Annotated in this window: 26 protein-coding genes; 9 read left to right on the top strand and 17 right to left on the bottom strand. The window is 44.8% G+C overall.

Annotated elements, in window-relative coordinates; all coding sequences use genetic code 11:
• Positions 1–836 precede the first annotated feature (836 nt).
• Positions 837–1,124, bottom strand: coding sequence for a hypothetical protein (locus tag BN6539_RS12920; RefSeq protein ID WP_067539257.1), 288 nt, complete (start codon positions 1,122–1,124; stop codon positions 837–839).
• Between the two features lie 197 nt (positions 1,125–1,321).
• On the opposite strand from BN6539_RS12920, the gene BN6539_RS12915 reads away from it, so the two are divergent.
• The 3 genes from BN6539_RS12915 to BN6539_RS12905 are packed head-to-tail and all read left to right on the top strand — an operon-like array spanning position 1,322 to position 2,586.
• Positions 1,322–1,753: a PadR family transcriptional regulator gene (locus BN6539_RS12915; RefSeq protein ID WP_067539255.1), complete on the top strand. Its 432-nt coding sequence runs from the start codon at positions 1,322–1,324 to the stop codon at positions 1,751–1,753.
• On the top strand, positions 1,737–2,102 hold the full coding sequence (locus BN6539_RS12910) for a hypothetical protein (protein ID WP_067539252.1): 366 nt from the start codon (positions 1,737–1,739) through the stop codon (positions 2,100–2,102). Before BN6539_RS12915 ends, BN6539_RS12910 begins: the two co-directional genes overlap by 17 nt.
• Positions 2,103–2,121: 19 nt before the next feature.
• Positions 2,122–2,586: a hypothetical protein gene (locus BN6539_RS12905; RefSeq protein ID WP_067539249.1), complete on the top strand. Its 465-nt coding sequence runs from the start codon at positions 2,122–2,124 to the stop codon at positions 2,584–2,586.
• Positions 2,587–2,777: 191 nt separating this feature from the next.
• Here the strand turns inward: BN6539_RS12905 and BN6539_RS12900 are convergent, their stop codons facing one another.
• The 10 genes from BN6539_RS12900 to BN6539_RS12860 all read right to left on the bottom strand — a co-directional run bounded on the left by BN6539_RS12900 (position 2,778) and on the right by BN6539_RS12860 (position 9,350).
• Positions 2,778–3,308: a helix-turn-helix transcriptional regulator gene (locus BN6539_RS12900; protein WP_067539245.1), complete on the bottom strand. Its 531-nt coding sequence runs from the start codon at positions 3,306–3,308 to the stop codon at positions 2,778–2,780.
• A gap of 41 nt (positions 3,309–3,349) precedes the next feature.
• Positions 3,350–3,823 (bottom strand): hypothetical protein, encoded by a 474-nt coding sequence (locus BN6539_RS12895; protein ID WP_067539242.1) that lies wholly within the window; start codon positions 3,821–3,823, stop codon positions 3,350–3,352.
• A 35-nt stretch (positions 3,824–3,858) separates the two neighbouring features.
• Positions 3,859–4,341, bottom strand: a complete 483-nt coding sequence (locus BN6539_RS12890; protein ID WP_067539239.1) for a hypothetical protein — start codon at positions 4,339–4,341, stop codon at positions 3,859–3,861.
• A 13-nt stretch (positions 4,342–4,354) separates the two neighbouring features.
• Positions 4,355–4,513 carry a hypothetical protein gene (locus BN6539_RS22400; protein ID WP_156524180.1) on the bottom strand — a complete coding sequence of 53 codons (159 nt, stop codon included), beginning with the start codon at positions 4,511–4,513 and terminating at the stop codon, positions 4,355–4,357.
• Entirely contained in the window at positions 4,488–4,784 is a 297-nt protein-coding gene (locus tag BN6539_RS22395; RefSeq protein ID WP_148484491.1) for a hypothetical protein, read from the bottom strand. Before BN6539_RS22395 ends, BN6539_RS22400 begins: the two co-directional genes overlap by 26 nt.
• Before the next feature lie 240 nt (positions 4,785–5,024).
• A complete protein-coding gene (locus BN6539_RS12880) occupies positions 5,025–5,495 on the bottom strand; it encodes a hypothetical protein (protein WP_067539233.1) in 471 nt (156 codons plus the stop codon).
• A gap of 19 nt (positions 5,496–5,514) precedes the next feature.
• The gene (locus BN6539_RS12875) at positions 5,515–6,027 is read right to left on the bottom strand and encodes a hypothetical protein (protein WP_067539230.1); all 513 of its coding nucleotides are present in this window, start codon (positions 6,025–6,027) and stop codon (positions 5,515–5,517) included.
• A 168-nt stretch (positions 6,028–6,195) separates the two neighbouring features.
• Complete coding sequence (locus BN6539_RS12870; RefSeq protein WP_148484490.1) at positions 6,196–6,921, bottom strand: hypothetical protein; 726 nt, start codon at positions 6,919–6,921, stop codon at positions 6,196–6,198.
• A gap of 332 nt (positions 6,922–7,253) precedes the next feature.
• Positions 7,254–8,807 carry an ABC-F family ATP-binding cassette domain-containing protein gene (locus tag BN6539_RS12865; RefSeq protein WP_067539224.1) on the bottom strand — a complete coding sequence of 518 codons (1,554 nt, stop codon included), beginning with the start codon at positions 8,805–8,807 and terminating at the stop codon, positions 7,254–7,256.
• A 12-nt stretch (positions 8,808–8,819) separates the two neighbouring features.
• Entirely contained in the window at positions 8,820–9,350 is a 531-nt protein-coding gene (locus BN6539_RS12860) for a DUF1836 domain-containing protein (protein ID WP_067539221.1), read from the bottom strand.
• A gap of 138 nt (positions 9,351–9,488) precedes the next feature.
• On the opposite strand from BN6539_RS12860, the gene BN6539_RS12855 reads away from it, so the two are divergent.
• Complete coding sequence (locus tag BN6539_RS12855; RefSeq protein WP_187375506.1) at positions 9,489–11,222, top strand: AMP-binding protein; 1,734 nt, start codon at positions 9,489–9,491, stop codon at positions 11,220–11,222.
• 67 nt (positions 11,223–11,289) lie between these two features.
• Here the strand turns inward: BN6539_RS12855 and BN6539_RS12850 are convergent, their stop codons facing one another.
• The 3 genes from BN6539_RS12850 to BN6539_RS12840 all read right to left on the bottom strand — a co-directional run bounded on the left by BN6539_RS12850 (position 11,290) and on the right by BN6539_RS12840 (position 13,749).
• Complete coding sequence (locus tag BN6539_RS12850) at positions 11,290–12,078, bottom strand: YlmH family RNA-binding protein (RefSeq protein ID WP_067539218.1); 789 nt, start codon at positions 12,076–12,078, stop codon at positions 11,290–11,292.
• 5 nt (positions 12,079–12,083) lie between these two features.
• Positions 12,084–12,995, bottom strand: coding sequence for a DUF4097 family beta strand repeat-containing protein (locus tag BN6539_RS12845; RefSeq protein ID WP_187375504.1), 912 nt, complete (start codon positions 12,993–12,995; stop codon positions 12,084–12,086).
• 94 nt (positions 12,996–13,089) lie between these two features.
• Positions 13,090–13,749: a TetR/AcrR family transcriptional regulator gene (locus tag BN6539_RS12840; protein WP_197492889.1), complete on the bottom strand. Its 660-nt coding sequence runs from the start codon at positions 13,747–13,749 to the stop codon at positions 13,090–13,092.
• A gap of 549 nt (positions 13,750–14,298) precedes the next feature.
• Here BN6539_RS12840 and BN6539_RS12830 point away from each other — a divergent pair.
• From BN6539_RS12830 to BN6539_RS12815, 4 genes are all read left to right on the top strand, one after another.
• On the top strand, positions 14,299–14,664 hold the full coding sequence (locus tag BN6539_RS12830; RefSeq protein ID WP_067539207.1) for a DUF2089 domain-containing protein: 366 nt from the start codon (positions 14,299–14,301) through the stop codon (positions 14,662–14,664).
• Between the two features lie 19 nt (positions 14,665–14,683).
• A complete protein-coding gene (locus BN6539_RS12825) occupies positions 14,684–15,061 on the top strand; it encodes an SHOCT-like domain-containing protein (protein ID WP_067539203.1) in 378 nt (125 codons plus the stop codon).
• Positions 15,062–15,070: 9 nt separating this feature from the next.
• The gene (locus tag BN6539_RS12820; protein WP_067539201.1) at positions 15,071–15,334 is read left to right on the top strand and encodes a hypothetical protein; all 264 of its coding nucleotides are present in this window, start codon (positions 15,071–15,073) and stop codon (positions 15,332–15,334) included.
• 274 nt (positions 15,335–15,608) lie between these two features.
• Positions 15,609–18,149 (top strand): cation-translocating P-type ATPase, encoded by a 2,541-nt coding sequence (locus BN6539_RS12815; RefSeq protein ID WP_067539199.1) that lies wholly within the window; start codon positions 15,609–15,611, stop codon positions 18,147–18,149.
• Between the two features lie 92 nt (positions 18,150–18,241).
• On the opposite strand, the gene BN6539_RS12810 is transcribed toward BN6539_RS12815, so the two are convergent.
• A complete protein-coding gene (locus BN6539_RS12810; protein ID WP_067539196.1) occupies positions 18,242–18,769 on the bottom strand; it encodes a zinc dependent phospholipase C family protein in 528 nt (175 codons plus the stop codon).
• A gap of 272 nt (positions 18,770–19,041) precedes the next feature.
• Between BN6539_RS12810 and BN6539_RS12805 the strand changes: the two genes are divergently transcribed.
• Positions 19,042–20,364, top strand: coding sequence for an IS4 family transposase (locus BN6539_RS12805; RefSeq protein WP_067539193.1), 1,323 nt, complete (start codon positions 19,042–19,044; stop codon positions 20,362–20,364).
• A gap of 186 nt (positions 20,365–20,550) precedes the next feature.
• On the opposite strand, the gene BN6539_RS12800 is transcribed toward BN6539_RS12805, so the two are convergent.
• A complete protein-coding gene (locus BN6539_RS12800) occupies positions 20,551–22,002 on the bottom strand; it encodes a basic amino acid/polyamine antiporter (RefSeq protein WP_067539189.1) in 1,452 nt (483 codons plus the stop codon).
• A 183-nt stretch (positions 22,003–22,185) separates the two neighbouring features.
• Positions 22,186–23,502 carry an MATE family efflux transporter gene (locus BN6539_RS12795; RefSeq protein ID WP_067539186.1) on the bottom strand — a complete coding sequence of 439 codons (1,317 nt, stop codon included), beginning with the start codon at positions 23,500–23,502 and terminating at the stop codon, positions 22,186–22,188.
• Positions 23,503–23,697: the final 195 nt, after the last annotated feature.

Genomic DNA, 23,697 nt, shown 5'->3' with positions numbered 1-23,697 from the left:
ACCGACTTTTCCCTTGCGCTAAAGAAAAAGTAATAAAAGTAATATTCTGCTGCGAAATATAAGTTTCTCATGACTGTGGATTCCCTTCTTGGATTTGATGTTACTACTTTAACATATCCTTTTGTGGGAATCAAGGGTTTTTCACAAAATTTATTGTTCTTTTTTGTGAACTTGGAACAAAATTATTGATTAGCAAACAGAAAATATGATAAATTCAAGTAAAAATTGCAGTCCGCATTAGTCAGCAGGGAGGGCGATGACCCTTTAAAGAACTTCGCCTCTATATAGTATATCAACGGATAGGATGAAGGATGTTGGGACGCGGTTCCTCTGTCACTGAAAGTTCACCTTTAAAGCTAAAAAGAGGATTTGCAGCATACAAAGCGGCCTATGAGGATGCATTATATGCTATATCTTGATTTAACTATTTTGCCCATTTGGCTCTGATTGAGCTTGACATTATTAGAAAAGAATGCTTTACAAAAAATTTAGGGCTAAGATTTTTGCTGTATAAAACATTGCTTTTATTATAGAAAATAAGCTGATTCACAACGAATTATGTTCAGTTGAGAATCAGCTTATTAATTTCAAGTTATGACTATCTGTCCTGTTCTTTCTTGCATTTTCTATTCTTTCTATAAATTTTCCAAGATTTTATTGAAGAATATATCGCGCCGCAAAGAAACAAAGCAAGAATCAGAATTGCAAACACCCACTCTCTTCCATATCTTTCTCCATAAAATTCTTCGAACACAATAAAGTCATATAATCTAAAGCAAAATATGGAAAACGATATGATAGCAGCCAATACATAATTACCTAACATTTCAATACACCTATACTCCGTACTTAACACTCTTAATTTTTGTTGCTCCAGTTACTGTGCATTTTGGATGTGTCTTCCATCCATATGCATAAGTTCCTTGTTCTGCTCCTCCTCCCCAAGAAATAGTAACCAATTTGCTATAGTAACCCGCAGCTTTAATTTCTTTTTTAGCAGAGGCAGTCAAAGCTACATTTGCAGTAGCTGCCAATCCAATCAAGGTGGTTCCTGGCAAAAATGATAGTACTGATAAAAGCAGCTCTCCAAAATTAGTGGTATTATCGTACCTCCTTTTCTCCATCTAGTTCTACACCCTTATGCACTACAAACTTAATATTCCGAATTTTCAATATTTATTTCATATTATACTGCTGATTTTTATATACGTCAATAGAATACATCTATTTTTTATATTCGTAGTTTTCTTTTCGGCATATCTTATTGATTTTTACATTTTTTCTGTTATAATCATCATTAGAAGGGGAAAGCGAGAATGCAATGAAAAAAGAAGACTTTAAGAACAATCAAAAGCGAGATGTTTCTGAGAACTTCGAAGCGCAGTTTAAAAAAGCTACTCTTACGTTGATGGTACTCACAATATTATCAGAGAGAGAAATGTATGCTTACGAAATTGGACAGGTCGCTTTACAACGGAGCAACGGCAGATATAAGATGCCTTTGCTTTACACCACTATAAATAAACTTCAAGAGCAAGGTTTTGTCATAGAAAGCAATAAGGTTATTTCGGAAGATAACCGCGTAAGAATTTATTACAGAATTACCGATGACGGTCTCATTCACTTAGAAAGACTCAAATTATTATATGCGGAACTGGATCAGGTTATCTGGTCTGTTGTATATAACAAAGATTTAAGTGAATCAGTAATGGCAGCATTATATGATGGAGGTAACAATGAACAAAACAGATGAAGTAATTGAATTATATTTACAGGAAATCCGTAACGCAATTCATAATATAGTTCCTTGTGAAACTTTCATTGAAGGTCTTCGGCAAGAATTGCAGGATGCCCTAAAATCCTCTGGAGACTGTACATTAGAGGAACTGATATCACAATTTGGAAATCCAGAGACGCTTGCAAAAGAATTTTTGGAAGAAACAGAAGAGTTTCAGCCAAAAAAGATAGCCAAGTCCAAGAAGAAACGCAATATTATTATTGTCGCACTCGTTGTTTTATTGATTGCATCTCTCGGCTATCTGTATGTAATACACAACCAGAACCAAACAAAAGCAACAGATGTCATTATTATTGAGGAATAAATAAAGGAGGATTTACAAAATGAAACGCAAACTAATTTCTTTACTAGCAGTTATTGCATTGTTAATTGCAACAGCAGTCCCAACTTTTGCATCTTCTGACTCCGTTATAGAAACAGAGGTTCAGCACTTTGCCGATGGTTCATACGCGGTTATAGAAACGGTCATAGAAAGTCAGGTGTCTCTTTTTGCGGCATCTTCTACCAAGACCGCTCACCGAACCTATACATATTATAACAATGCAGGTAAAACTGCATGGGACTTCACCCTGACAGCAACCTTTAGCTACGACCAGAAAACTGCTAAAGCAACGGCAGCATCCACCAGCTATAAGATTTATGTGAGTGGCTGGAAATGTGCTTCAAAAGACAGTTCGACGACTGGCGCTACGGCAAAAGGAAAAGGCACATTCAAGTATCTGACACTTACCAAAAACGTCGAGCTTGGATTGAAGTGTTCGGCAAGCGGTACGATTACTGCAGCATAAATATAGGTTTCTATCATTTTTGAGTTACATACGGAAATGCCGCTTGAGGGGGATGGTATTTCCTGTGTGATATTATCAAAGGGACTCACAGAGCGCTTTAGCTGCTCATGAGTCCCTTTGTTTCATCTTTGAGACATCCGACATATGATGTATTTTAAACATCTCCAAATTTCTCCTAAAAGATAATCCTCTTATGTTGGAACCGGTCCGCCATAAGCAAATGGCACAATCACAAGAAAAACTACATAAAACACAAGAGGATAAGCTAAAAAGCAGCCGCCCAGGACGAAGAGCCAAAGCGATTTGCTTTTCTTTCGTTTTTGCTGCTGTCCAGTGAAAAGGAACGTGATTCCTATGAGCGAGATGAGAAACGGCAGGCACAGAAAAACGAATCCGGTCAAGTCCATTGCGTCCAACAGAAAAATCATAATAAAGATCCCTGCCGCCACAAGCGTGACAATGATGCGGTTCCTCATTTTGATTTCGCCTTTATATATTGCAATTGCCTCTAAAAGCACCTCATCCTGCCCTTCCTGTCCCAATAATTCCGTCACGGTTTTGCCGGATACGCGGATCAAAAGCTCAAAGGTCTTTACATTCGGAAAGCCGACGCCATTCTCCCATTTTGCCAGCTTTTTTTCTGAGACGGACAAAATCCTGGCCAGTTCACTTTGTGTCCATCCCTTTTCCTGTCGCAGCCTAAAGATGAAATTCTCTTTCATAACAATCATCCTCCCCTATAGAACGAATCGCATGAACATTTTTAAGGATAAATAAAACCCTGCAAAATCTTTGTCAGATCAAAATTCCGTCCTCTCCAGTTTGCTGTGTATTTCTCGTTATCCTCCATCCACAAGATTTTGTCAGAAGTGTACGTAAACACGCCGATCACCTTGCCATTTTCATAGGCATTCAGCTTGTTTCCCTCTTTCTCGGCCCTGAAAACTTTGTTCTCACCAAAACTGTAGACCCAGCAGCCTTTTGAAATATCGACATTGTTTTTTTCCGCACATTCAACCAGCGTTTCATTATCTTCCGCAATATCAATTGAGAGCAAAAAGTCCGCCGGATAGATATTGTCCACCAGTTCCCTATTGCCGATCGTAAAGGAGCCGAACAGCGGATCGTCCGACAAGTAGGTTTCTCTTTGCGATACGTGATAGATTGTAACCAATACAGCTAACACGACGACAACCCCTAGAACTACCAGTAATACTCTTTTGCGAGTTCCATTCATATCGTTTATCCTCCCTATATCCCAGATGACTTCATTTATTTCTGTCTCAACCGCCTTTGTTTACCAAAGTTGCAAATCATTACTACTACAAATGCGATGATCAGATAAATACCGGTCGCGTATATTTGAAAAAAGTAGTCCCCATAGGCGCTTTGATCCAGCAGCGAGAAAATGCCGGCACAAGCCAACAGTCCAACTGCAATTCCGCCAAACAAAGCGAACAGTTTTCGAAATGGCACCGCCGAACCGGCTTTGATAAAATCATAGGCCACCATGCAGCCGCCCAATAAGGCTATCGCTGCGCAAAATCCGTGTACCTTTTCTGCAAACAATCGTATCTCCAAGCGCCGCTCAATCAATTCCATATAATTTGGCAACCCTGCAAAATCTGCTGGATGCATAAAGCGATTCAGTAGCAAGAGTATGGTCGAGTAAATCAAAAATCCTGCCGCTAATACCATGATGAGTATAATAATCCAAGTCCTTCGACTCAGTCCCAATCTCCTATCTTTTCTCATAACAACACCACCTTCACAAAATAAGCTCCTTCAACTCGTAAACCTCGTCTTTATCTATGATTGCATACTTTTCTGCAGCCCGCAACTCGCCATCGGGCAGTATTTCAAACTCAGTCCCATCAAAGTCCTGCGTATCCGATACAGCATCAGGCGGCAGACTTAATCTGATCACATCTTTTCCCATCAGTCTGCGTTCGATGGTATAATGCAGCGAACAGCCCCACTATTACCACGACAGATATCAAAACTGCCGTGATCAGCTTTTTGTTTATCTTCATCGTTTTCATCGATTGTTTCTTTCCATTCTCTGCTGTTCCTTCTACGATAGTCTTACGCTTTTTGGGCATTTCTGCGCATTCTCGCGTAATCCGATTGCTGTCAGAAGACGTCAACAGAGGGGTATATTTGATTTCGGTTACTTTTCGTATCAATTTCTCTGTCATAAAGGCAGTTTACAATTCAAAAAAGTAACCAGGTGCAGCGTATCTATAGATTTTGTGAGGAGCTGGGGCTTTTCTCAAAGTGTATCACACCAGACACCGCCGCGGTATTACGCGAAATCTCTTGAAAAGCATCAAAAAACCTAACCTTATTGTAAAAAATACCCGATGCATACCCCCATCCCGTATACGCAACGAAAAAGTTCTGCTTTAAAGCGGCGAGAACCCCCGCGATTTCCTCCATCAAAAACGCCCCTTTTCCTCCAGAAACGCTTTTACCTTTTCTCTGTCCTCATCTTCGAAAAATATAACTCTGCTCTTTGAAAAGCGCTTGCCATCGTTTTGCATCGCGGCCTCCATATCCTTCAGTTCGCTGAGAAAACGGCGTTCCTCTTTTTTCAGTCTACCGGAAGAATACGCATAATCAGTGACAGAAGCTATCAACCTTTGGTCATCCTCCTCGTCAGCATAGCCACCACTGTCAAAATAGATACGACCAGTTGCATCAGTATCATACGGCCACTCCGCAAAATCATTTTGCTCTGCTCTTGCGATATCGCACTGCAGATCACGATATACTGCAGTTAACAGCGTCAGTCTGCTGTTTAACAAATTCTTATTCAAGCGATAAGTATGTCCAACAAGGGCTAATATGACGACCGTCTCTATGATCACGCCGATCATCAGCCACTTTTTTATTCTGTCTTTTTGCATTTGAATCCCTCCCTTTACATCAGTCCTCCACTGACTTCTTCAAGTACATTTTATACAGCGCCCACAGGCCCCCTGCAGTTTCAACCGCGGCAAAAGCCATCGGCAGGTACATAAAGGTATCGAAGACGTAGGTCTCTCCCGCGCTGCTGACGTAGGGACCGTCAAAGGTGTACAGTTCCCTGCCATGGTATACATTCAGTTCGTAAATCCCGTTAGCCATCAGAACCACGCCCATGATGAAAAATATCCAGGCAGCCTGCTTGCTGTCAGAGAGGGACCACGACCTGATCCTCCTGCTTATCAGCCTGCCCAGACCTACTGCCACAGCAGCTGTGCTGGCGATCCGAAACCAGCTCAGTTCGTCATTGAACCAGGTGGAAGGATTTTCCGACCACTGATACGGCTTTTCGCCGAGATAAAGGATGGCATCTTCAAAACGAAAAGTGAGGAACAGTATGTACCCAAGCAAAAAACATCCGGCTATGGTAGTGAAAAAGAAATATCTCTTGCCGCTTCGCAGCTTCTCATCCATGCGTTATCCCCTCCTCTTTTCGAATTTAAACAGCTATTAATATTTTCAGTTTATTCTGTTATTTTCTTAAAGTCAATATAACCTAGGTAAAATTAAGAATTATTAAGAAACAGAAAACGCAGGCTGATCTGAAAAATTCAGACCAACCTGCGTTTTGGCAATCACTTATTATTTTGTCGGCGCATAGCCTTTGACCACTTTGTTCTTCACATCTACCAGCAGCACCGCGTAGTTGTGCATGCCGATCTCGTCCGGCTGGGTATCACCCACAGTTATCATGCGATAATCGCCGATGTTTTTCTCTGTGACTTTCTCGTCAGTAATAAAGGCCGCAGATTTGTAACCATCGAGGGTCATCTCTTCGATCCGGTAGATCGAATAGTCGATGTTTACAGCTTTCGCGGAAAATGTCTTCTTTTCATTGATATACTGTCTGCAGATCTTCACCAGCTCAGGCTCGTACTGGTAGACGCGGTCACAATAATCCATCAGCATGGTGCCGTCGCCCTCACTGATCCTGTAACGATCTTTGCTGTTCACTGTCAGGATATTGTCAAAATACTGCAACATTGTTTCACTGCCGTCAGGCTGCGCCAGTGTAAAGACAAAAGGTGTGCCGATCTTATCTGACTGGGCCTCGTCATCTCTTTTCAGTTCAAAACTGTTCACCAGGCTGACGAAGTCCTTGATTTCCTCATCGTTAAGACGGATAACCTCATCATCTATCGGTAACATCCGCGTTACCTCTATTGTGGTAATTTCCTCAAAACGAAGTTCCCCATTGTCGATGTCTGCAATGCCTTCTTTTGCGCAGCCAAGCAGCGCTGCAACGGTCACAAGGACCAATACAACGATGCCGATTTTTCTCCCTAAAATCCGTTTCAACTCCATCATTCCCTTCATTCTCTCGTGACTGCATCACGTTCCACACGTCTTCCCCTGTATGAACCCTCATAAATAACCCTTCTACTATAATACACCACCTTTTTCGACGATTGTTGCAGCAACTCCAACCAAAAAAGCAATTAGTCCGAATTCAGACTAATTGCTTTTTGAGAAATATATACTCTTGTCTCACATGATAATGGCGCGTACACCTTCCTGCGGTTCTTCAAATGCGGTAAGATACCGATTCAAAATCTTATTTACCGGTTCATCTCTTTCAATTTCACGTTTTAAATCCTCTCAATAATATCAAGTTCTAACAAGGTCCAAGATTTCTGCTTCTATACCACCTTATTGGTCCAGTCCTCGATATTCCAAACGTCAGTGACAATCCCTTCATAGAATTCCGGTTCGTGGCTGACCAGAATTACCGTGCCTTTAAAATCCCGAATCGCTTCTTTCAGCACGTCCTTGGCTACAGGGTCCAGATGGTTGGTCGGCTCGTCCAATACCAGCAGATTCATCGGTTTCTGCATCAGCTTGCAGAGCCGGAACTTGGCATTTTCGCCGCCGGACAGAACCCTGACCTGGCTCTCGATGTGTTCGTTGGTCAGGCCGCATTTCGCCAAAGCGCGACGCGCCTCTCCATTGTCCAGGGATGGGAAGTCGTCCCAAAAGTCCTGCAGAGCGGTTTTGCTGCTGCCATCGTGCTCCTGCTCAAAATAGGCCGGCTCCGCGTAATAGTCCAGCTTTACTTCGCCGTCAAAAGCCGGAATGAAACCCAGCATGGTTTTCAGCAGCGTGGATTTTCCCAGGCCGTTGACCCCTTTGATAGCAATCTTCTGGCCTCTCTCCACGTGGAACGTCAGCGGATTTGTCAGGGCCTCGTCGTAACCCAGCACCAGGTTCTCCGCCTCGATGACATACTTGCCCGGCGCTCTGGAATAGTCGAAGTGGAATACCGGCTTCGGCTTCTCCTTGGACAGTTCAATTTTGTCCATCTTGTCCAGTTTCTTCTGTCTGGATTTCGCCATATTAGAAGTAGCGATACGCGCTTTATTCCTGGCGATAAAGTCCTCCAAATCAGCGATTTCTTTTTGCTGCTTCTTGTACGCCTGTTCCAGCTGCGCTCTTTTGATATCGTACATGTGCATAAAATCGTCGTAATTACCCGTATATCTGGTCAGCACCGCTTCCTCCACGTGATAGATGACGTTGACTACATCGTTTAAGAACGGAATGTCGTGGGATACCAGAATAAAAGCGTTCTCGTAATTCTGCAGGAAACGGGTCAGCCACACGATATGGTTCTCGTCCAGATAGTTGGTCGGCTCGTCCAAAATCAGGATCATCGGGTTTTCCAACAGCAGCTTAGTCAGAAGGACCTTTGATCGCTGTCCGCCGGAAAGTTCGCTGACGTCCTTGTCGAGGCCGATGTCACCCAGACCAAGTCCGTTGGCAAATTCTTCGATTCTAGCGTCGATGGTATAGAAACCACTGTGTTCCAAGATATCCTGAATCTCCGCCGCATCTTCCATCAGCTTGCTCATCTCCTCGTCCGATGCCGATCCCATCTTGTCGTAGCAGGCCAGCATCTCCGCCTCCAGATCAAAATAATGGCCGAAAGCCTCCTGCAGCACCTCCCGGATGGTTTTGCCCGGCGTCAAAGTGCTGCGCTGGTCCAGGTATCCTGTAGTGATGTGATTGCACCAGCTGACCGTCCCTGCATCGGGCATCAATTTTCCTGTAATAATATTTAAAAACGTCGTCTTTCCTTCGCCATTGGCGCCGACAAGTCCGACATGCTCTCCTTTGTTTAATCTAAAAGAGGCATCCTCCAGTATTTGTCTTCCGCCAAAACCGTGGGACACCTTCTCAACTGTCAATACGCTCATGATTTCCTCCTGCTATAATGTAACATTCTCTTTGAGTTTATCATCTTTCTTGTGGGACTGCAAGTAAATATTTCTCACGTAAAGCTGACAAGCAAAGGCGTTGCAGACGTTCCAGAACAGATCATGGGGATCGTTTGGGTTCGTTTCTTTGGGCATGGAGGTTCCATGGAAAGCGTGCTCCACTGCTTCCTCGATCAGTTTGCAGAACTCATTATAGGAAGTTTCCTTATCCGAAGCTCTCAGAGCCATTTTTATTAAGCGAGATATCTCATTTATTGTATAAACAGGCTTCAAAATGGCAATGACAAATAGAGATGCCACTGCAACCCTGTCGTATTTTTTATTGACTGGCGGCGCGATGAACTTCTGTTTGACGTAATTGTTAACCATCGTCTTGGTCATGATTTTTTTGCCGTCAAACGTCAGATAGTCGCCGAGCCATTCGTCAAGCAGCGAAAGTACCTGATCCAGATAGAGATCGATAGACGGCAGTTCCTCCCACCTCGGCAGTTTAAATTGTTCTAATCCTTTGGTTCTACCCATTCTTCATCCTTTCTGTATGGAAAAGCCATACAAGTGAAGAATACCACATAAGAAAGTCATTGTCAACCGTTGACAAAGTGTTTATAATAAGGTAATATAGTTTTAATAACTACGTGTAAATAATAAGGAGATATAAAATTGAAAGAGATCAAACATACGAAACCGGTCTTTGAAGCAGCCTTTCACAAGGACTTCCGAGATTTGATCAACTATGGCGCCGACGCCTACCGCGGCGACGACGCTTTTATCGTAAAACACAAATTAAACAAGAAAGATATATCCTATGAGCATATAAAATTCGAAAACTTCCGCGACCACGTCAACTATCTGGGAACCGCCATGCTAAAGAAAGGATACCTGGGCAAGCGAATCGCCATCATCGGAAAGAACCGCTACGAATGGATGCTCGGTTATTTTGCTGCTCTCTGCGGAATCGGCATCTGCGTGCCTCTGGACAAAGGACTTCCCTACGATGAATTGGAATCCTCCCTGGCCAGAAGCTATGCCGACGTCCTCATCTTTGACAAGGCCCACTTGGACGTCGTAGAAGAGCTGAAAGAAAAGAAAAACACCAAGGTATCCGAATATATCTGCATGGATGAGATTGAAGGTTATGACAGTATCAATCACATGATGCTGGAGGGACGAGACGCCCTGGAAGGCGGCTTTGACGAGTATCTGACACTGCCAATCGATGCTGAGGGGACCACCATTATCCTCTTTACGTCAGGAACCACTTCCCTATCAAAGGCAGTGCAGCTTTCGCAGCACAACATCACATCTAATGTATACGCCATGCTGCGAACACAGGATTTCCGGCGGGGTGACGTCAACATGGCTTTTTTGCCTTACCATCACACATTTGGTTCCACCGGACAGATTGTCATGCTGGCCTCTGGCATCACCACCACCTTTTGCGACGGCCTCAAATATCTGCAGAAGAACATCGTAGAATACAAGGTTTCCATCTTTGTCTGCGTTCCTCTTCTCATCGAGTCTATCTATAAAAAGATTATGCAGACCGTAAAAAAAGAAGGTTTAGAAAAGAAAGTGAATTTTGGTCTCAAGGTTTCCAAGCTCCTGCTGCGGTTTGGCATCGACATGCGCCGTAAACTGTTCAAGCAAATTCTCGACCAGTTGGGCGGCGAACTTCGTTACGTCATCAGCGGCGCCTCCGCCATCGACCCAATCGCGCTGGAAGGGTTTAATGACTTTGGTATCACTGCGGTACAGGGCTACGGCATGACAGAAGCGGCTCCAGTCATCTCAGCCGAAAACACTTGGGAGAGAAAGACAGGTTCTATCGGTAAGCCGCTGCCAGGTGTGGAAGTGCAGATTGACGAGCCAAACGAAGAAGGGATTGGTGAATTGATTGCCCGCGGACCCAACGTCATGGCCGGTTACTATGAAAATGAAGAAGAGACGGCAAAAGTCCTGCAGGACGGCTGGCTCCACACCGGCGACCTGGCCTCTGTCGATGAAGACGGCTATATTTTCATTCGCGGCAGAAAAAAGAACGTCATCGTTCTGAAAAATGGCAAGAACGTCTATCCGGAAGAATTAGAAATCCTGGTCAGCAATCTTCCTTACGTCGAAGAAAACATGGTCTTCGGGCAGCCTCGTCACAAGGACGGCGACCACAAAGATCTAGCCATCTGCGTTAAGATCGTCTACAAACCTGACTATATGAAAGAGGCATATGGAACTGAAAATCCGGCGGAAATTGAAGCAATCGTCAAAAAAGATATCGATGCGATCAATGAGGAGCTTCCAATTTACAAGCAGATGCTGAGAATTATCGTAACCGATGAAGAAATGATCAAAACGACCACTGGTAAAGTTAAGAGATACGAAGAAGAAAAGAAGATGTAATTGTATGATAAAACCTGCGCCGGCGTAAAGCCGGGGCAGGTTCTTTTATGTAGAGAGTTCCGCGTTTTTAATATTTTTCTATGGTAATGTACTGTCTGTCTTTTCTGGATCTGCCGCCGACTTCTGTCAGGCAGGCCTTTCCCTTGCCGCGCAGGGTCAGCTTGTCTCCCTCGCTCACCTGAAAATCGGGCTTGATCACTTCCACATGGTTGACAAAGACGATTCCCCTGCCGATGGCTTCAGCAGCTTTGCCGCGCGACAAGCCAAAGGCCGATGCGATGACACTGTCGAGACGCAGAGATGCGACGGTATCGGTGATCGTGGTGCGCTTTTGCTGCGGCACGATCAATTCACTGATGGGGTGCTGCGACAGGGAGAGATTGGTCCGTCCCGCCTTGTAATAGTTCATCAAAATAAACTCTGCGATATCTGCCAGAGCGATGATGTCCGCTCCGTCTTCCCGCACCAGAATATCACCCAGCAGTTCCCTCTTGATACCCAGGCCCACTAAAGATCCCAGGTAGTCGCGGTGTGTCAGTTCCCGGCTGCCGTCAGCTTTGACGGCCCTGATCACGGTCAGCGGATCGTAATCCTCCAGCGTTGCATAGTCCGGCAGGCTGATCAAAACCACCCGCTCCGCATCCTCATAACCGCCGTAAAAAATCGAGCGGGTCGGCGGAAAGTTCTCATGTGCAGGTTCCTCGTCAAAAACCGGGATGTGCGACTTGCGGCAGTAAACCCTGGCCAGCGATTGCTGATGACTGTCCAAAAATCCAGTATGTGTTACGATATATTTGTTTTCGCATTGGGTGATCTTATCTTCGATCTGTCCCAGTAAAAAATTATCTTCTTTCATGAGGTCTATTGTACCACATCTATGCTGCCATTTCTAGTCTCTACCCTGATGGTCACTTCGGCCTTGTTCCCTACCGTACCCCGCAGGCTTCGTTGACCTTTCTTCAACTTTTCCTCAAAGCTGGTCGTAAGGCTGCCATTCCTCGTCGCCGCTTCAAAATAGAAGGAAAGCGTTTTCGGCAGGGTCAAGCGGATGTTGTCATTTTTGTTATACAGCCAAACGTCTCCAGTGACTTGGGCGAAATTGACCTGCAGTGATCCCTCATTATTTACTGTAAATTTGCCGCTGCCCTTGATGGTTTTCACATCAAAATCTCCGTGTGTCGTTGTATATTGAATATTCCCAATGATCTCGTCACCTCGTACAATCCCTTCTGTCGTTTCCAGATTGACGTGCCTTGCCTGCACACGATTAAAATCCAGGGTTCCCCTGGTGGAAGTCAGCTTGAGTTGCGCAGCCTCTATGTTTCCCAGCTTCACAGTGCCCTCAGTGCTGTCGATGCACAGATATTCCAGTTTTTGATCGATATCCCTCAAGTCAATATCGCCGTCAGTCGTCGTCACCAACAGATCTTGATCATAGGACTGGGGCAGACAGACTTCTATGTAACGGACAAAATCTCCCGCAAAGAGTGGCTTGCGCCCTTCAGCAATTTCAATTGCACGGCCCTTTTTCTTAACCTTTGCCCGATAGCGTTTCCTGTCCTCACTCATATATTCTTTTACAATCAGTTGGCTGCCAGTACCTTGTTTGAAAGTGATCTTTTCCTCATCGTAAGCTATCTTTAACTTGGAAATATTGGTCAATGAAAACTGCATTTCATTGACCATCAAAGCGGCATTGTTCCCGCCGCAACCCGTTAAAAAGAACAGGCTGACGCACAGTATCGGATATAGTACCATTCTTTTATTCATCATATTGCCTCCGTTTCTTTTAGTAATGAACGATTCATTCATATCGTGGCGAATAAATTAGGAAGGCAAAGGCCTTCCATATTATGAACTGCGCGGTTTATCGTTTGTAGGCAGCAATGATGTTGTCCAGGCAGACCGCCTTCGCCATCTGATCGGAAACGTCATTTTCTGTATAAGGTATATATTTCCTGTCCATGGTCCACCAAGTCAGCAACTCTACAATCAAAGTCGTCGTCAAAGCCACATCTTCAACCTGGCGCACTTCACCCTTTTCAATAAAGCCCTTGATATAACTTTCCATCGTGTGAAAAAACTGCTCACGTCTTTGATTGTAATGTCCAGCCAATACTTTAAACTCATACTGATTCTTCTCGATAAAAAGGCAGCCGGCAGCATATTTTAGAAGAAGATCGAAGGCATCGGATATCATTTCTTCAAAATGATAGTCGTCGTCCTGCAGACGGGCAGAAAAGGCTTCCTGCGAAGCGCTGAGGGTTGCAATTATTTCATTGTCAAGATTGGCAAACAGTTCATCGGTAATGGGCCGCTTTATTTCCTGCTCTGCAAATTCGGGCTCTATGGTACACTTCAGAATGTAGTGCATGATTTCCTTTTTGCCAACAAAATCGTGGTAAATGGTACCCACTGAGACTGCAGCTGCTTTGGCAATATGGCTGATCTGTGTCTTTGCATAACCCTGCCGCAAAAAAAGTTTCGTCGCTTCCCTTCTAATGATATCGATTCTTCTTTCCATCATTCCGACCTCTTTTCTATTACTTTATAATTTGTGAACGAATCATTCATTCAATATTCTATGTTATTTATCAAATATTGTCAAGGGGATCGAGTCCATTGTCTCTAAAATCTTTATCAGTTCGCTTTCTATGCTCCACCTGTTACGCATTTCCGACTTCGCAGGTCACTCTTTCTTAACTTTTTTGCTGTTTCTGCTCCTTCTGCGTAACTGCTGCCCGCTGACAGCAACTCTGTTACGCATTTCCTCCCCGGCAGGTCACTCTTTCTTAACTTTTTTGCTGTTTCTGCTCCTTCTGCGTAACTGCTGCCCGCTGAAAGCAACTCTGTTACGCATTTCCTCCCCGGCAGGTCACTCTTTCTTAACTTTTTTGCTTGTTTCTGCTCCTTCTGCGTAACTGCTGCCCGCTGACAGGGCATATCGTTTCTTTGAAATCTTATATCACAATCGTGATATTAATATATTTAATAATAAAATTAAAAATATTAATTTATATATTGACTTTTTGAATCAACAGGTCTATATTATTAATTACAGAAGGGATGTGACGCTATGAAGAAGATTATCAGCCGCTGCCCTGTATGTAATCACGAGCTCAAGGTAACACGCTTACAGTGCAGCGAATGCCAGACCGTGATTGAAAATGACTTTGCACTCAGCAAATTCGACTATTTGTCTGACGAAGAGTTGTTTTTTACAGAGACATTTATTAAATGCCGCGGCAACATCAAAGAAGTTGAAAAAGAACTGGGGATCTCCTATCCCACCGTGCGCTCCAAACTGGACGGCGTAATCAAAAAACTGGGTTACGAAAAAGAAGCTCGCCAAGACGAAGAATCACTGAAGAGAGAAGAAGTTCTAAAGCTGCTGGAGCGAGGTGAAATCACCGCAGAAGAAGCGATTGCAAGACTGAAATAGAAAATTGGAGGAAATCATAATGGAAGAGAAGATGAGAATTTTAAAAATGGTCGAGGATGGAACGATTACTGCAGCAGAAGCTGCCGAGCTGATGAGCGCCATGGGCGTTGAAGAAGCATCTGGTCTGCCGCAGAAGCAGACCTACGACAAAAAGATGTTCCGCATCATTGTGGACAGCGTGCAGGGTGATAAAGTCAACGTACAGTTTCCAGTAGGCGCTATCAAAAAGATACTGCAGGTTACAGGCAAACTGCCGATTCCAGAAGAAAGTCTGCAGGGCGTAGACCTGGCTTCTATGATGGATGCAATCGTGGAATGTCTGGACGAAGAAATTCAGGGTGATTTTGTCAACGTATCCGCTGCTGACGGTACGACCGTCCGCGTATTTGTAGACTAGGAGTATCACATGAAAATCAGAATTCGGTCAGGGAATTTTAAATTCTTTCTGCCGGTGCCTACAGCCCTTGCCGGCGCCGCCATCAAAGTCATGCCGCAGGAAGCGTTTCGTGCCATGAGCAAAGACATCCCCCCGCCTTACGATCAGCTTATTTGCAAGGAGACTTTCCTGCTCATATACGAAACGTGCCGGGAGATTTTTATAGAAAACAAGGGGTTGGAAATCGTCCACGTAGAGGCTGCAGATGGAACCTTTGTATCCATCGTACTTTAGGCTTAAATCCATTTTTTTCAAAAAACCACTTGCGCGGCAGGCCAAAAAGTGATATATTCATAATCACACAAATTAATACCCTGCCATATTATGTTTAAAGGGGAGTAGCTGGCAGCACAAGCTGCAGTAAAATGCGTCAGTACGATTACCTCGGTAATCCGCGTTTACTTGAAATAGCGAGACTTTTAAGATAGCTTTTTTAGGCTGTCTCAGAAGTCTCTTTTTTAATATCTGAGAGACTTGGGCATAATGAGTTTAGAGGAGGAAGTTTATCATGTATTACAACAAACAAATTCAAGAAATCCTAGAAGAGTTTCAGACCACCAAAAACGGTCTCGACGAAAACGCGGTGACTGCGAGCCGAGATAAATATGGGGAAAACAAGCTCTACGAAAAGAAGAAAAAGAGTGTTTTTATGATTTTCCTTGAACAGTTTAAGGATTTACTAGTCATCATTCTAATCATCGCCGCCATCATTTCCATGACTACTGGGAATGTGGAGAGCACCGCCGTCATCATCGCCGTTTTGATACTCAACGCCATTTTAGGTACCGTTCAATATGTAAAAGCGGAAAAATCTCTGGAGAGCTTAAAGAGCCTGTCGTCACCAGTAGCAAAGGTCATCAGAAACGGTCAGCCCCAAGAAATCGACGCCAGCGACCTTGTCTGCGGAGATATCGTCAGACTGGAAGCCGGCGACGTCGTTCCGGGAGACGGACGTATGATAGAAAGCTATTCTCTGAAAGTAAACGAAAGCTCTCTTACCGGCGAATCCGAAGGAGTTGACAAGAGAACAGAAGTCATCGACGGTGATGCGGTCGCTCTAGGGGACCAAATCAACATGGTCTTCTCCGGCTCTTTAGTTACTTATGGCAGAGGATTAGCTGTCATCACAGGAGTCGGCGTCCATACGGAGCTTGGAAAAATCGCCGATCTGATGAACAACACGGCTGATAGGAAAACACCGCTGCAGATTACGATGGACAATTTCAGTAAAAAACTGTCCATCGGCATCATGTTAATCTGTGCTGTGGTATTCGCACTGAACGTCTATAGAGGCATGGCTATCGCAGATTCTCTGCTTTTCGCTGTAGCCCTGGCGGTAGCCGCAATTCCTGAAGCGCTGTCCTCCATCATCACCATATCCCTTGCCATCGGTACTTCGAGAATGGCAGACCAAAACGCGATCATCAAGCAGCTCAATGCTGTAGAAGGTCTGGGCTGCGTCTCCATCATCTGTTCCGACAAAACCGGTACGCTGACCCAGAACAAAATGACAGTAGAGCAAGTATTAGTGGATCAAGAAAAGGAGAGCGCCCTGCTGCAGGCTTCTATACTCTGCAACGATACGGCCATCGTTGACGGCGTCACAGCCGGCGATCCTACAGAAACTGCTTTGGTCGACTATTATATGTCAAAACACGATGATTACGAGCAGCTCAAGGCCAGTCTGCCGCGACTGTCAGAACTGCCCTTCGACTCAGATCGAAAGCTGATGAGCACTCTCCATCAAATCGACGGTCAGTATATCATGTATACCAAAGGCGCTTTGGATGTAATCTTGGACCGTGCACCGTCTCTGACTGAGGAGCAGAAGCAAGAAATACGCGATGCCAACTTTGATCTCTCAAATCAGGGGCTCCGCGTGCTGGCTTTCGCCCGCAAGGTCTTGAACGTCCAAAAAGATCTGGACTTCAGCGATGAATCCGATTTTGAATTCCTCGGTCTGGTTGCTGAAATGGACCCTCCAAGAGAAGAATCTGCACAGGCGGTTACCGACTGCATCGAAGCAGGCATCAAACCGATCATGATTACAGGCGACCACAAGATCACAGCCTCGGCCATTGCTAAAAGAATCGGCATCCTGCGGGAGGAAGACATTGCTGTCACCGGTACAGAACTGGATGCCATGAGCGATGACGAGTTAATTGAAAAACTTCCTCATATCAGCGTCTATGCCAGGGTCAGTCCGGATAACAAAATCCGCATCGTGCAGGCCTGGCAGGATCAAGCGCACATCGTAGCCATGACTGGCGACGGTGTCAACGATGCACCGGCGCTGAAGAGCGCCGATGTGGGTGTGGCTATGGGTATCACAGGTACGGAAGTTGCCAAGGACTCAGCATCTATGATTTTAACCGATGATAACTTTGCCACCATCATCAAATCCGTGCTCAACGGGCGAAATATTTACGCAAACATCAAGAATGCAATAAAATTCCTGTTATCAGGCAATGCGGCCGGGATCCTGGTAGTGCTATTCGCTTCCATCATGGCACTGCCATCCCCATTCACCGCAGTACAACTCTTGTTTATCAACCTGATTACAGACAGTCTGCCAGCACTTGCCATCAGCATGGAGCCATCTAACCCAGCCTTGATACACGACAAACCGCGTCCGCGAGGCGAATCGGTTTTGACGAGAGAAACATTGCTCCAGGTTGGGCTTCAAGGACTGGTCATCGGCCTGGCAACCATTGCCGCCTTTTATATCGGGCTGGAAACCAGTACGGTAACCGCATCGACCATGGCATTTGCAACCCTATGTCTTGCAAGGCTCTGGCATGGGTTTAACTCCAGGGGAAAACAATCCATCTTCCGCCTTGGAATTACTACTAATATATACACCATCGGGGCATTTGTTGTCGGTACGCTTCTGTTATTTGCAATCCTGCTTGTACCATTTTTCGCAAAAGCCTTCCTTATCGCTTCTCTATCTGGCGCTCAGATCGGTTGGATCTGCGGTCTGGCCTTTGCGCCGACTCTGGTAATCCAGATCGTCAAAGTGATCAACGATCAGAGAAGTAAAAACTAATTTAGAAGTTTATCTTTTTCATACAAAAAGACCGCGGGACTCTTACAAATAAGAGTCCTGCGGTCTTTTGTTTTGTACATCTGCAGTCCATTTTACAATCTGATAAGATGATTACAGAATTCGGCCGTAGTTCGTATAATGTACTGACAGTCTTCACCGCATCCCCTGCTCTCCTTCAGATAACGTCCATGCTGTTCTTCATACCAGCCTGGCGCCGTCAAATCTCCAATCTCAAAGTTAAGCTTTTTTAGCTCTTTCATTTGCCCCTGAAACTTCTGATGGAGACTGTGCTCATAAGCCACATGCTCCTTCCACCTGTAAGCAAAGCTTTCATTATGGGGCCGGGTAAAAGAGTCTGCCAGATAGTGAACGGCAACCCCTGCTCGATACCAATCCGTACAGCGATTACAGCTGGATACCTTTAAAGATTCTTCAATAAAGCGCCTTCTGTATTCGTAGGAATGTCCGTCAAATTTTTTCTCGCAGGATGGCGATAAATAGGACAGCGGATTGATGTCCGGTATTAAGCTGCCGAGTATAAAGGCCATCTTTCTGCCATAACTTAACTGCAGTGCCGCAGCCAGGGTCTTAGCCAATAATAAGTGATCTTTTGTTTCCATAGCTTTACTATTTGCAGGGAGCACGGAAAAAATACCATCAAGTTTAAACAAAACCGGATAAAAAAACAGCGGCGTATGAACAATGTCATTAAGTTAGTGGAAAGTAAAAAAAGACTTCATACTAAAAAAAGTATGGGGTCTTTTTTTCTTTAGGCTATTGACAAACCTCGCAAAATGTGCGGCCGCTTTTACCAGCAAAGAAACGATGGTAAAAGCGGCCCTTGTAATTAGTAGATCATTCAAATCAAACAAAATTACAAGGAGGTTACATTATGAAAATCGATAGTATTTACCAGAAAATCGGGTCTTGCATCAAACAAATTGACGCAAGCAAAGAAAACCATGTGCATTGTCCTGCAAAGGACTTTACCCGCAGCAGAAAAATTTCTTTTTCTGACTGTATGATGTCCGTTGTCTGTATGCACGGCGGAACCCTCTTCTCTGAGATTTTGGAATATTTTCCCCGTAATATGGATGTGCCCACTGTGTCTGCATATTTGCAGCAACGGGCAAAGATTAAACAAAGTGCTTTCGGGGAACTGTTTAACGCCACCATAACCCTGCATCAGGAGGCAAAATCTTATCGGGGGTACAGGCTTTTAGCCGCTGACGGAAGTGATGTGCAAATCCCTACAAATCCTAATGATACGGACACATTTTTCCCCGGCACCAATGGGCAGAAACCATATAACCTTGTCCATCTTAATGCCCTTTACGATATTTTATCCAATACTTATCAGGACGCCGTGGTACAGGACAGACTCAAATTTGCCGAACATGAAGCGTTGAATCAAATGGTGGACCGCTCTCGGATAACGCGGGCCATTTTAACTGCAGACCGTGGATATGAGTCCTGCAATATAATGGCACATCTGCAGGAAAAGCGCTGGCTCTACCTGATACGGGTGCGGGACATCGATAAAGGCGGAATCATCAGCAGACTTGATCTTCCTGGCGATGAAGAATTTGATCTCGATATCGATCTGCAGATGACAAGGAAAGCCTCGAAGAAGACGAAAGAACTTTTTGAGGATAGAAATCATTATCGGTATATACCGCCTAATTCAAGACTGGATTATCTTCCCCTACGCTCAGAATATACCCAGGATGCCGCTTTTTACCGGATTCCTTTTAGGGTGGTGAGATTTAAAATTACACATGGCCAATACGAAACCGTAGTAACAAACCTCTCGGCAAGTGAATTTCCAGCATTGGAACTGAAAAAGCTTTATGCTATGCGCTGGGGAATTGAAACCTCATTCAGAACATTGAAATACAATGTGGGGATGATTTACTTCCATTCTGTCAGAAAAGACCTGGTGCTGCAGGAACTTTTTTCAAGATTGGCTTTTTTCAATATTGTGGCGGTTGTATCAGAAGGACTTTGCAGCACGCACTCAAGCAGGAAATATCCATATAAGGTCAATGCGGCAAAAGCGGTCCTAATATGCAGAAAGCTATTCCTAAATCAGATTTCCCCACATTCCGCTTATCGGTTATTGTTAGAATCCGTAATACCAATACGGAAAGACCGCAGCTTTGAGAGAAAATCACATTCAAGAATAGCAATCAACTTCATTTACAGGATATCATAAATCCGGGCATCTGCATACTGGTTTTTCTGCCATCTGTGTGGCTTTTTTGGCATGCCGTAAAACGAGTATGCGGATTTGATTTTGCTAAAGTAAAAAGACCCCATACTTTTTTTAGTATGAAGTCTTTTTTTACTTTCCACTAACTTAATGACATTGGGCGTGTGAACCGCTGTTTTTTGACATACCTTAGAACGGATTTATCGTACCTCTCACAATCAAAACCAGAGAGAGGATTGCCAGTGCGACTAAGGCAATGGCGATGACGACCTCGTATTTTTTTTCAAAGACCTTCTTGCCATTTTCTCTTTTGCCCAGGGCATAGACGATGATGCCCGGCGCATAGAGGACGGTTGTGACCAGAAGCATGTACAGTCCAGAGGAATACAACATCCAGAACCCGTACACTGAGCCGAGGATACCAAAGAATCTAGCCCAGGCCACCTGACTGGCGGAGCTTTGCTCCAGCCCTTCCTTTCTAAACGCAACCTTGGCATAATACAATCCGCTGAATAAATACGGAACCATAATCATCAGCGTACTCAAACCATAGAATGCCTGATACGTGGAATCGTTAAAGAAGATCACAATCAAGAATAGCTGAATGATACCATTGGTCATGTATAGAGAAAAGGACGGTGAGTCGTTTTTGTTTGCACGGGCAAAGGCTCTCATGAACACGCCCTGCTTTGCCGCCGAATAAGGACAGTCAGCAGCGATAATCGTCCAGCCCAGCAGCGCACCGGCTAATGATAAGATGACACCGATGTTAATCAGCGTTGCGCCCCACGGACCGACAGCTGCCTCCAAGATTCCGGCCATCTGCGGGTTCTTCAAAGTAGACATTTCTTCTGGCGTCATAACGCCTAAGCTCATTACCGCAACCAATACATAGATGATAAAGATGCCCAGGAAACCAGTCATAGAGGCTTTTCCCACATCACTGGACTTTTTGGCGCGAGCGGACAGAACCACGGCTCCTTCAATTCCGATAAAGGACCAGACCGTCGCAGCCGTCGTCGCCTTCACCTGATCTATCACCGGCATGCTTCCATCTCCCCAGAAGTTGCTTGTAAAAGTATCCCAGTCGAAGGCACCGACAAAAATGACTGCGATGACAAAAACTAATAGCGGAACCATCTTACTGATGGTGGCAATCACATTGAGCGCCGCCGCTTCTTTGATGCCGCGAAGTACCAAAAGGTTGATAGCCCAAATAACTGCCGATGCACAGATAATAGAAATCAAATTATTTCCTTCCCCGAACACAGGGAAAAAGTAGCCCAATGCGCCGAACAGTAATGTCGTATAAGACACGTTGCACAGCAGAGCGCTGACCCAATATCCCCAGGCAGAATTAAAGCCTACAAACTCGCCGAATCCTTCTCTGGCATAGCTGTAAACGCCATTGGTCAAATCTGGCCTCAATTTATTCAGACCAAAGAAACACATGGTCAGCCCTGTCATACCAACGCCGCAGATTGCCCAGCCGACCAATACTGCGCCGGTATGCGCGCCGCCGCTGGCCATATCTGCCGTGGTCGTAAAGATGCCGCTTCCTATAGTCGAGCCGATAATCATGGCTACCAGCTTGCTAAGGTTCAGTGAATTATCAGACGAGATATGATTCTCTTCATTCATTTTTCAAATCCTCCTATATTTTAAGTTTTTCTGCTATATCTCTTAGTATAACCATAAACTACATATTCTATAGTGCACTTTTACCACCTGATGATTGCTGCAAACATACTAGATTGTGCCAATTGTCAAAAAAGAAAAATAACGGCGGATGCCGTCATTTTTCTGGATTTTATTTTTCTATTTTTATTGTAGTTTTCGCTTATACATGGTGACTGCCAAGATCAGAGCAATGGTCTCAGACACGCCCATGGACAGCCAGATGCCGATTTCGCCGAAGAGCATAGTCATGATAATCAATGAAATGACTACCAGAACGAGACCTCTGCAAATTGAAATCGTCATCGCTGACTTCGGTCTCTCCAGCGCGGTGAAGTAGCCTGCTAAAATAACTACGATACCCAGCGGTAAAAAAGAGAAAGAAAACAGTTTGAACGCGTTAACCGCATTTTCGTAAAGCAGTGCGTCTGCGCCTCTGTCGATAAACACCGCTACTACCGGGTTCGGGTAGAGTACACCCCAGACAAATGCTGCCAAAGATGCCGTTCCCGCCACAATCAAAGCAATTCGCAGTATATATTTGTGGATCTTGTGCTCCTCCCTGCCGTGATAATAACTGACCAGAGGCTGCATACCCTGGTTGATGCCCATCATAGTCATCAGGATCAACTGGGATACATAGGCGATGACAGTATAGATGACTACGCCGTCATTGCCGGAAACTCTAATCAGAGTATTGTTAAACAAAAAGATAATCGCGCCGACAGAAAACTCTGTTACAGAATCGGCTACGCCGATCTTCGCCATGGAAACCACTTCCTTGAACTTCCACTGAATCTTAACGAAACTGAAGCCGGACTTCTTAGAAAGGAAGTGCGCAAGGAAGATGGACAGCGTCATCAGCTGGGAAATCCCTGTCGCGATGGCTGCGCCCTTGATGCCCCAATGAAAAACCATGACGAAAACATAATCCAAAACGATATTAGTGGCCGCACCGGCAAGGGTCGTGACGATGGCTTTCTGCGGATAACCGTCAGCTTTGATCAATACTTCCAAATTGTAGCTTGTCATATAGCATACGACAAAAGGTATGATAATCCCCAGGTAGTCTTTCACATAAGGCAGCGTCGTTTCGTCAGCGCCCAGCATCATAGCCAGACGTTCCAAATTCAGAAGCGCCGCGATAGCAACAATCAGTGCTAAACTGAAGACGGTAACTGTACTGACGGTGAACACTTTGTTGGCCTTCTCCATATCGCCCTGTCCTTTATAGATAGAGGCCTTGGTACTGGCGCCCACCGCAAACAGAATTCCAAGAGCAAAGGCAGTGTTGATAAAAGGCATGGAGATATTTACCGCTGCCAAGGCTGTCGTGCCCACTCCTCTGGCTACGAACATGCCGTCAACCATGGTATAGATCGTGTACACCCACATGGCTGCCACCGATGGAACGACATACTTCATAAATCTATTTTTTATATCTTTTTTTGCATCCTTCGTCATACTAACAACTCCTTAATGGGCTTGCCACAGTTAGCAAAGCAAACAGATGGAAGCCTTATGTTTTGGGAGATCTCATCAGATTCTGCAAAGTGGAATCGCTGTCAGGTCCCCTATCAAAAGTGCAGCGCTTTGGCGCGCGGCACACGAAACGGCTACGCCTCGCAAACAAAGTAAGGCTTGGCGTCAGTCGTATCT

Source organism: Emergencia timonensis (assembly GCF_900086585.1).
Taxonomy (GTDB): Bacteria; Bacillota; Clostridia; order Peptostreptococcales; family Anaerovoracaceae; genus Senimuribacter; species Senimuribacter timonensis.
This window is presented reverse-complemented; position numbering and strand designations above follow the sequence as displayed.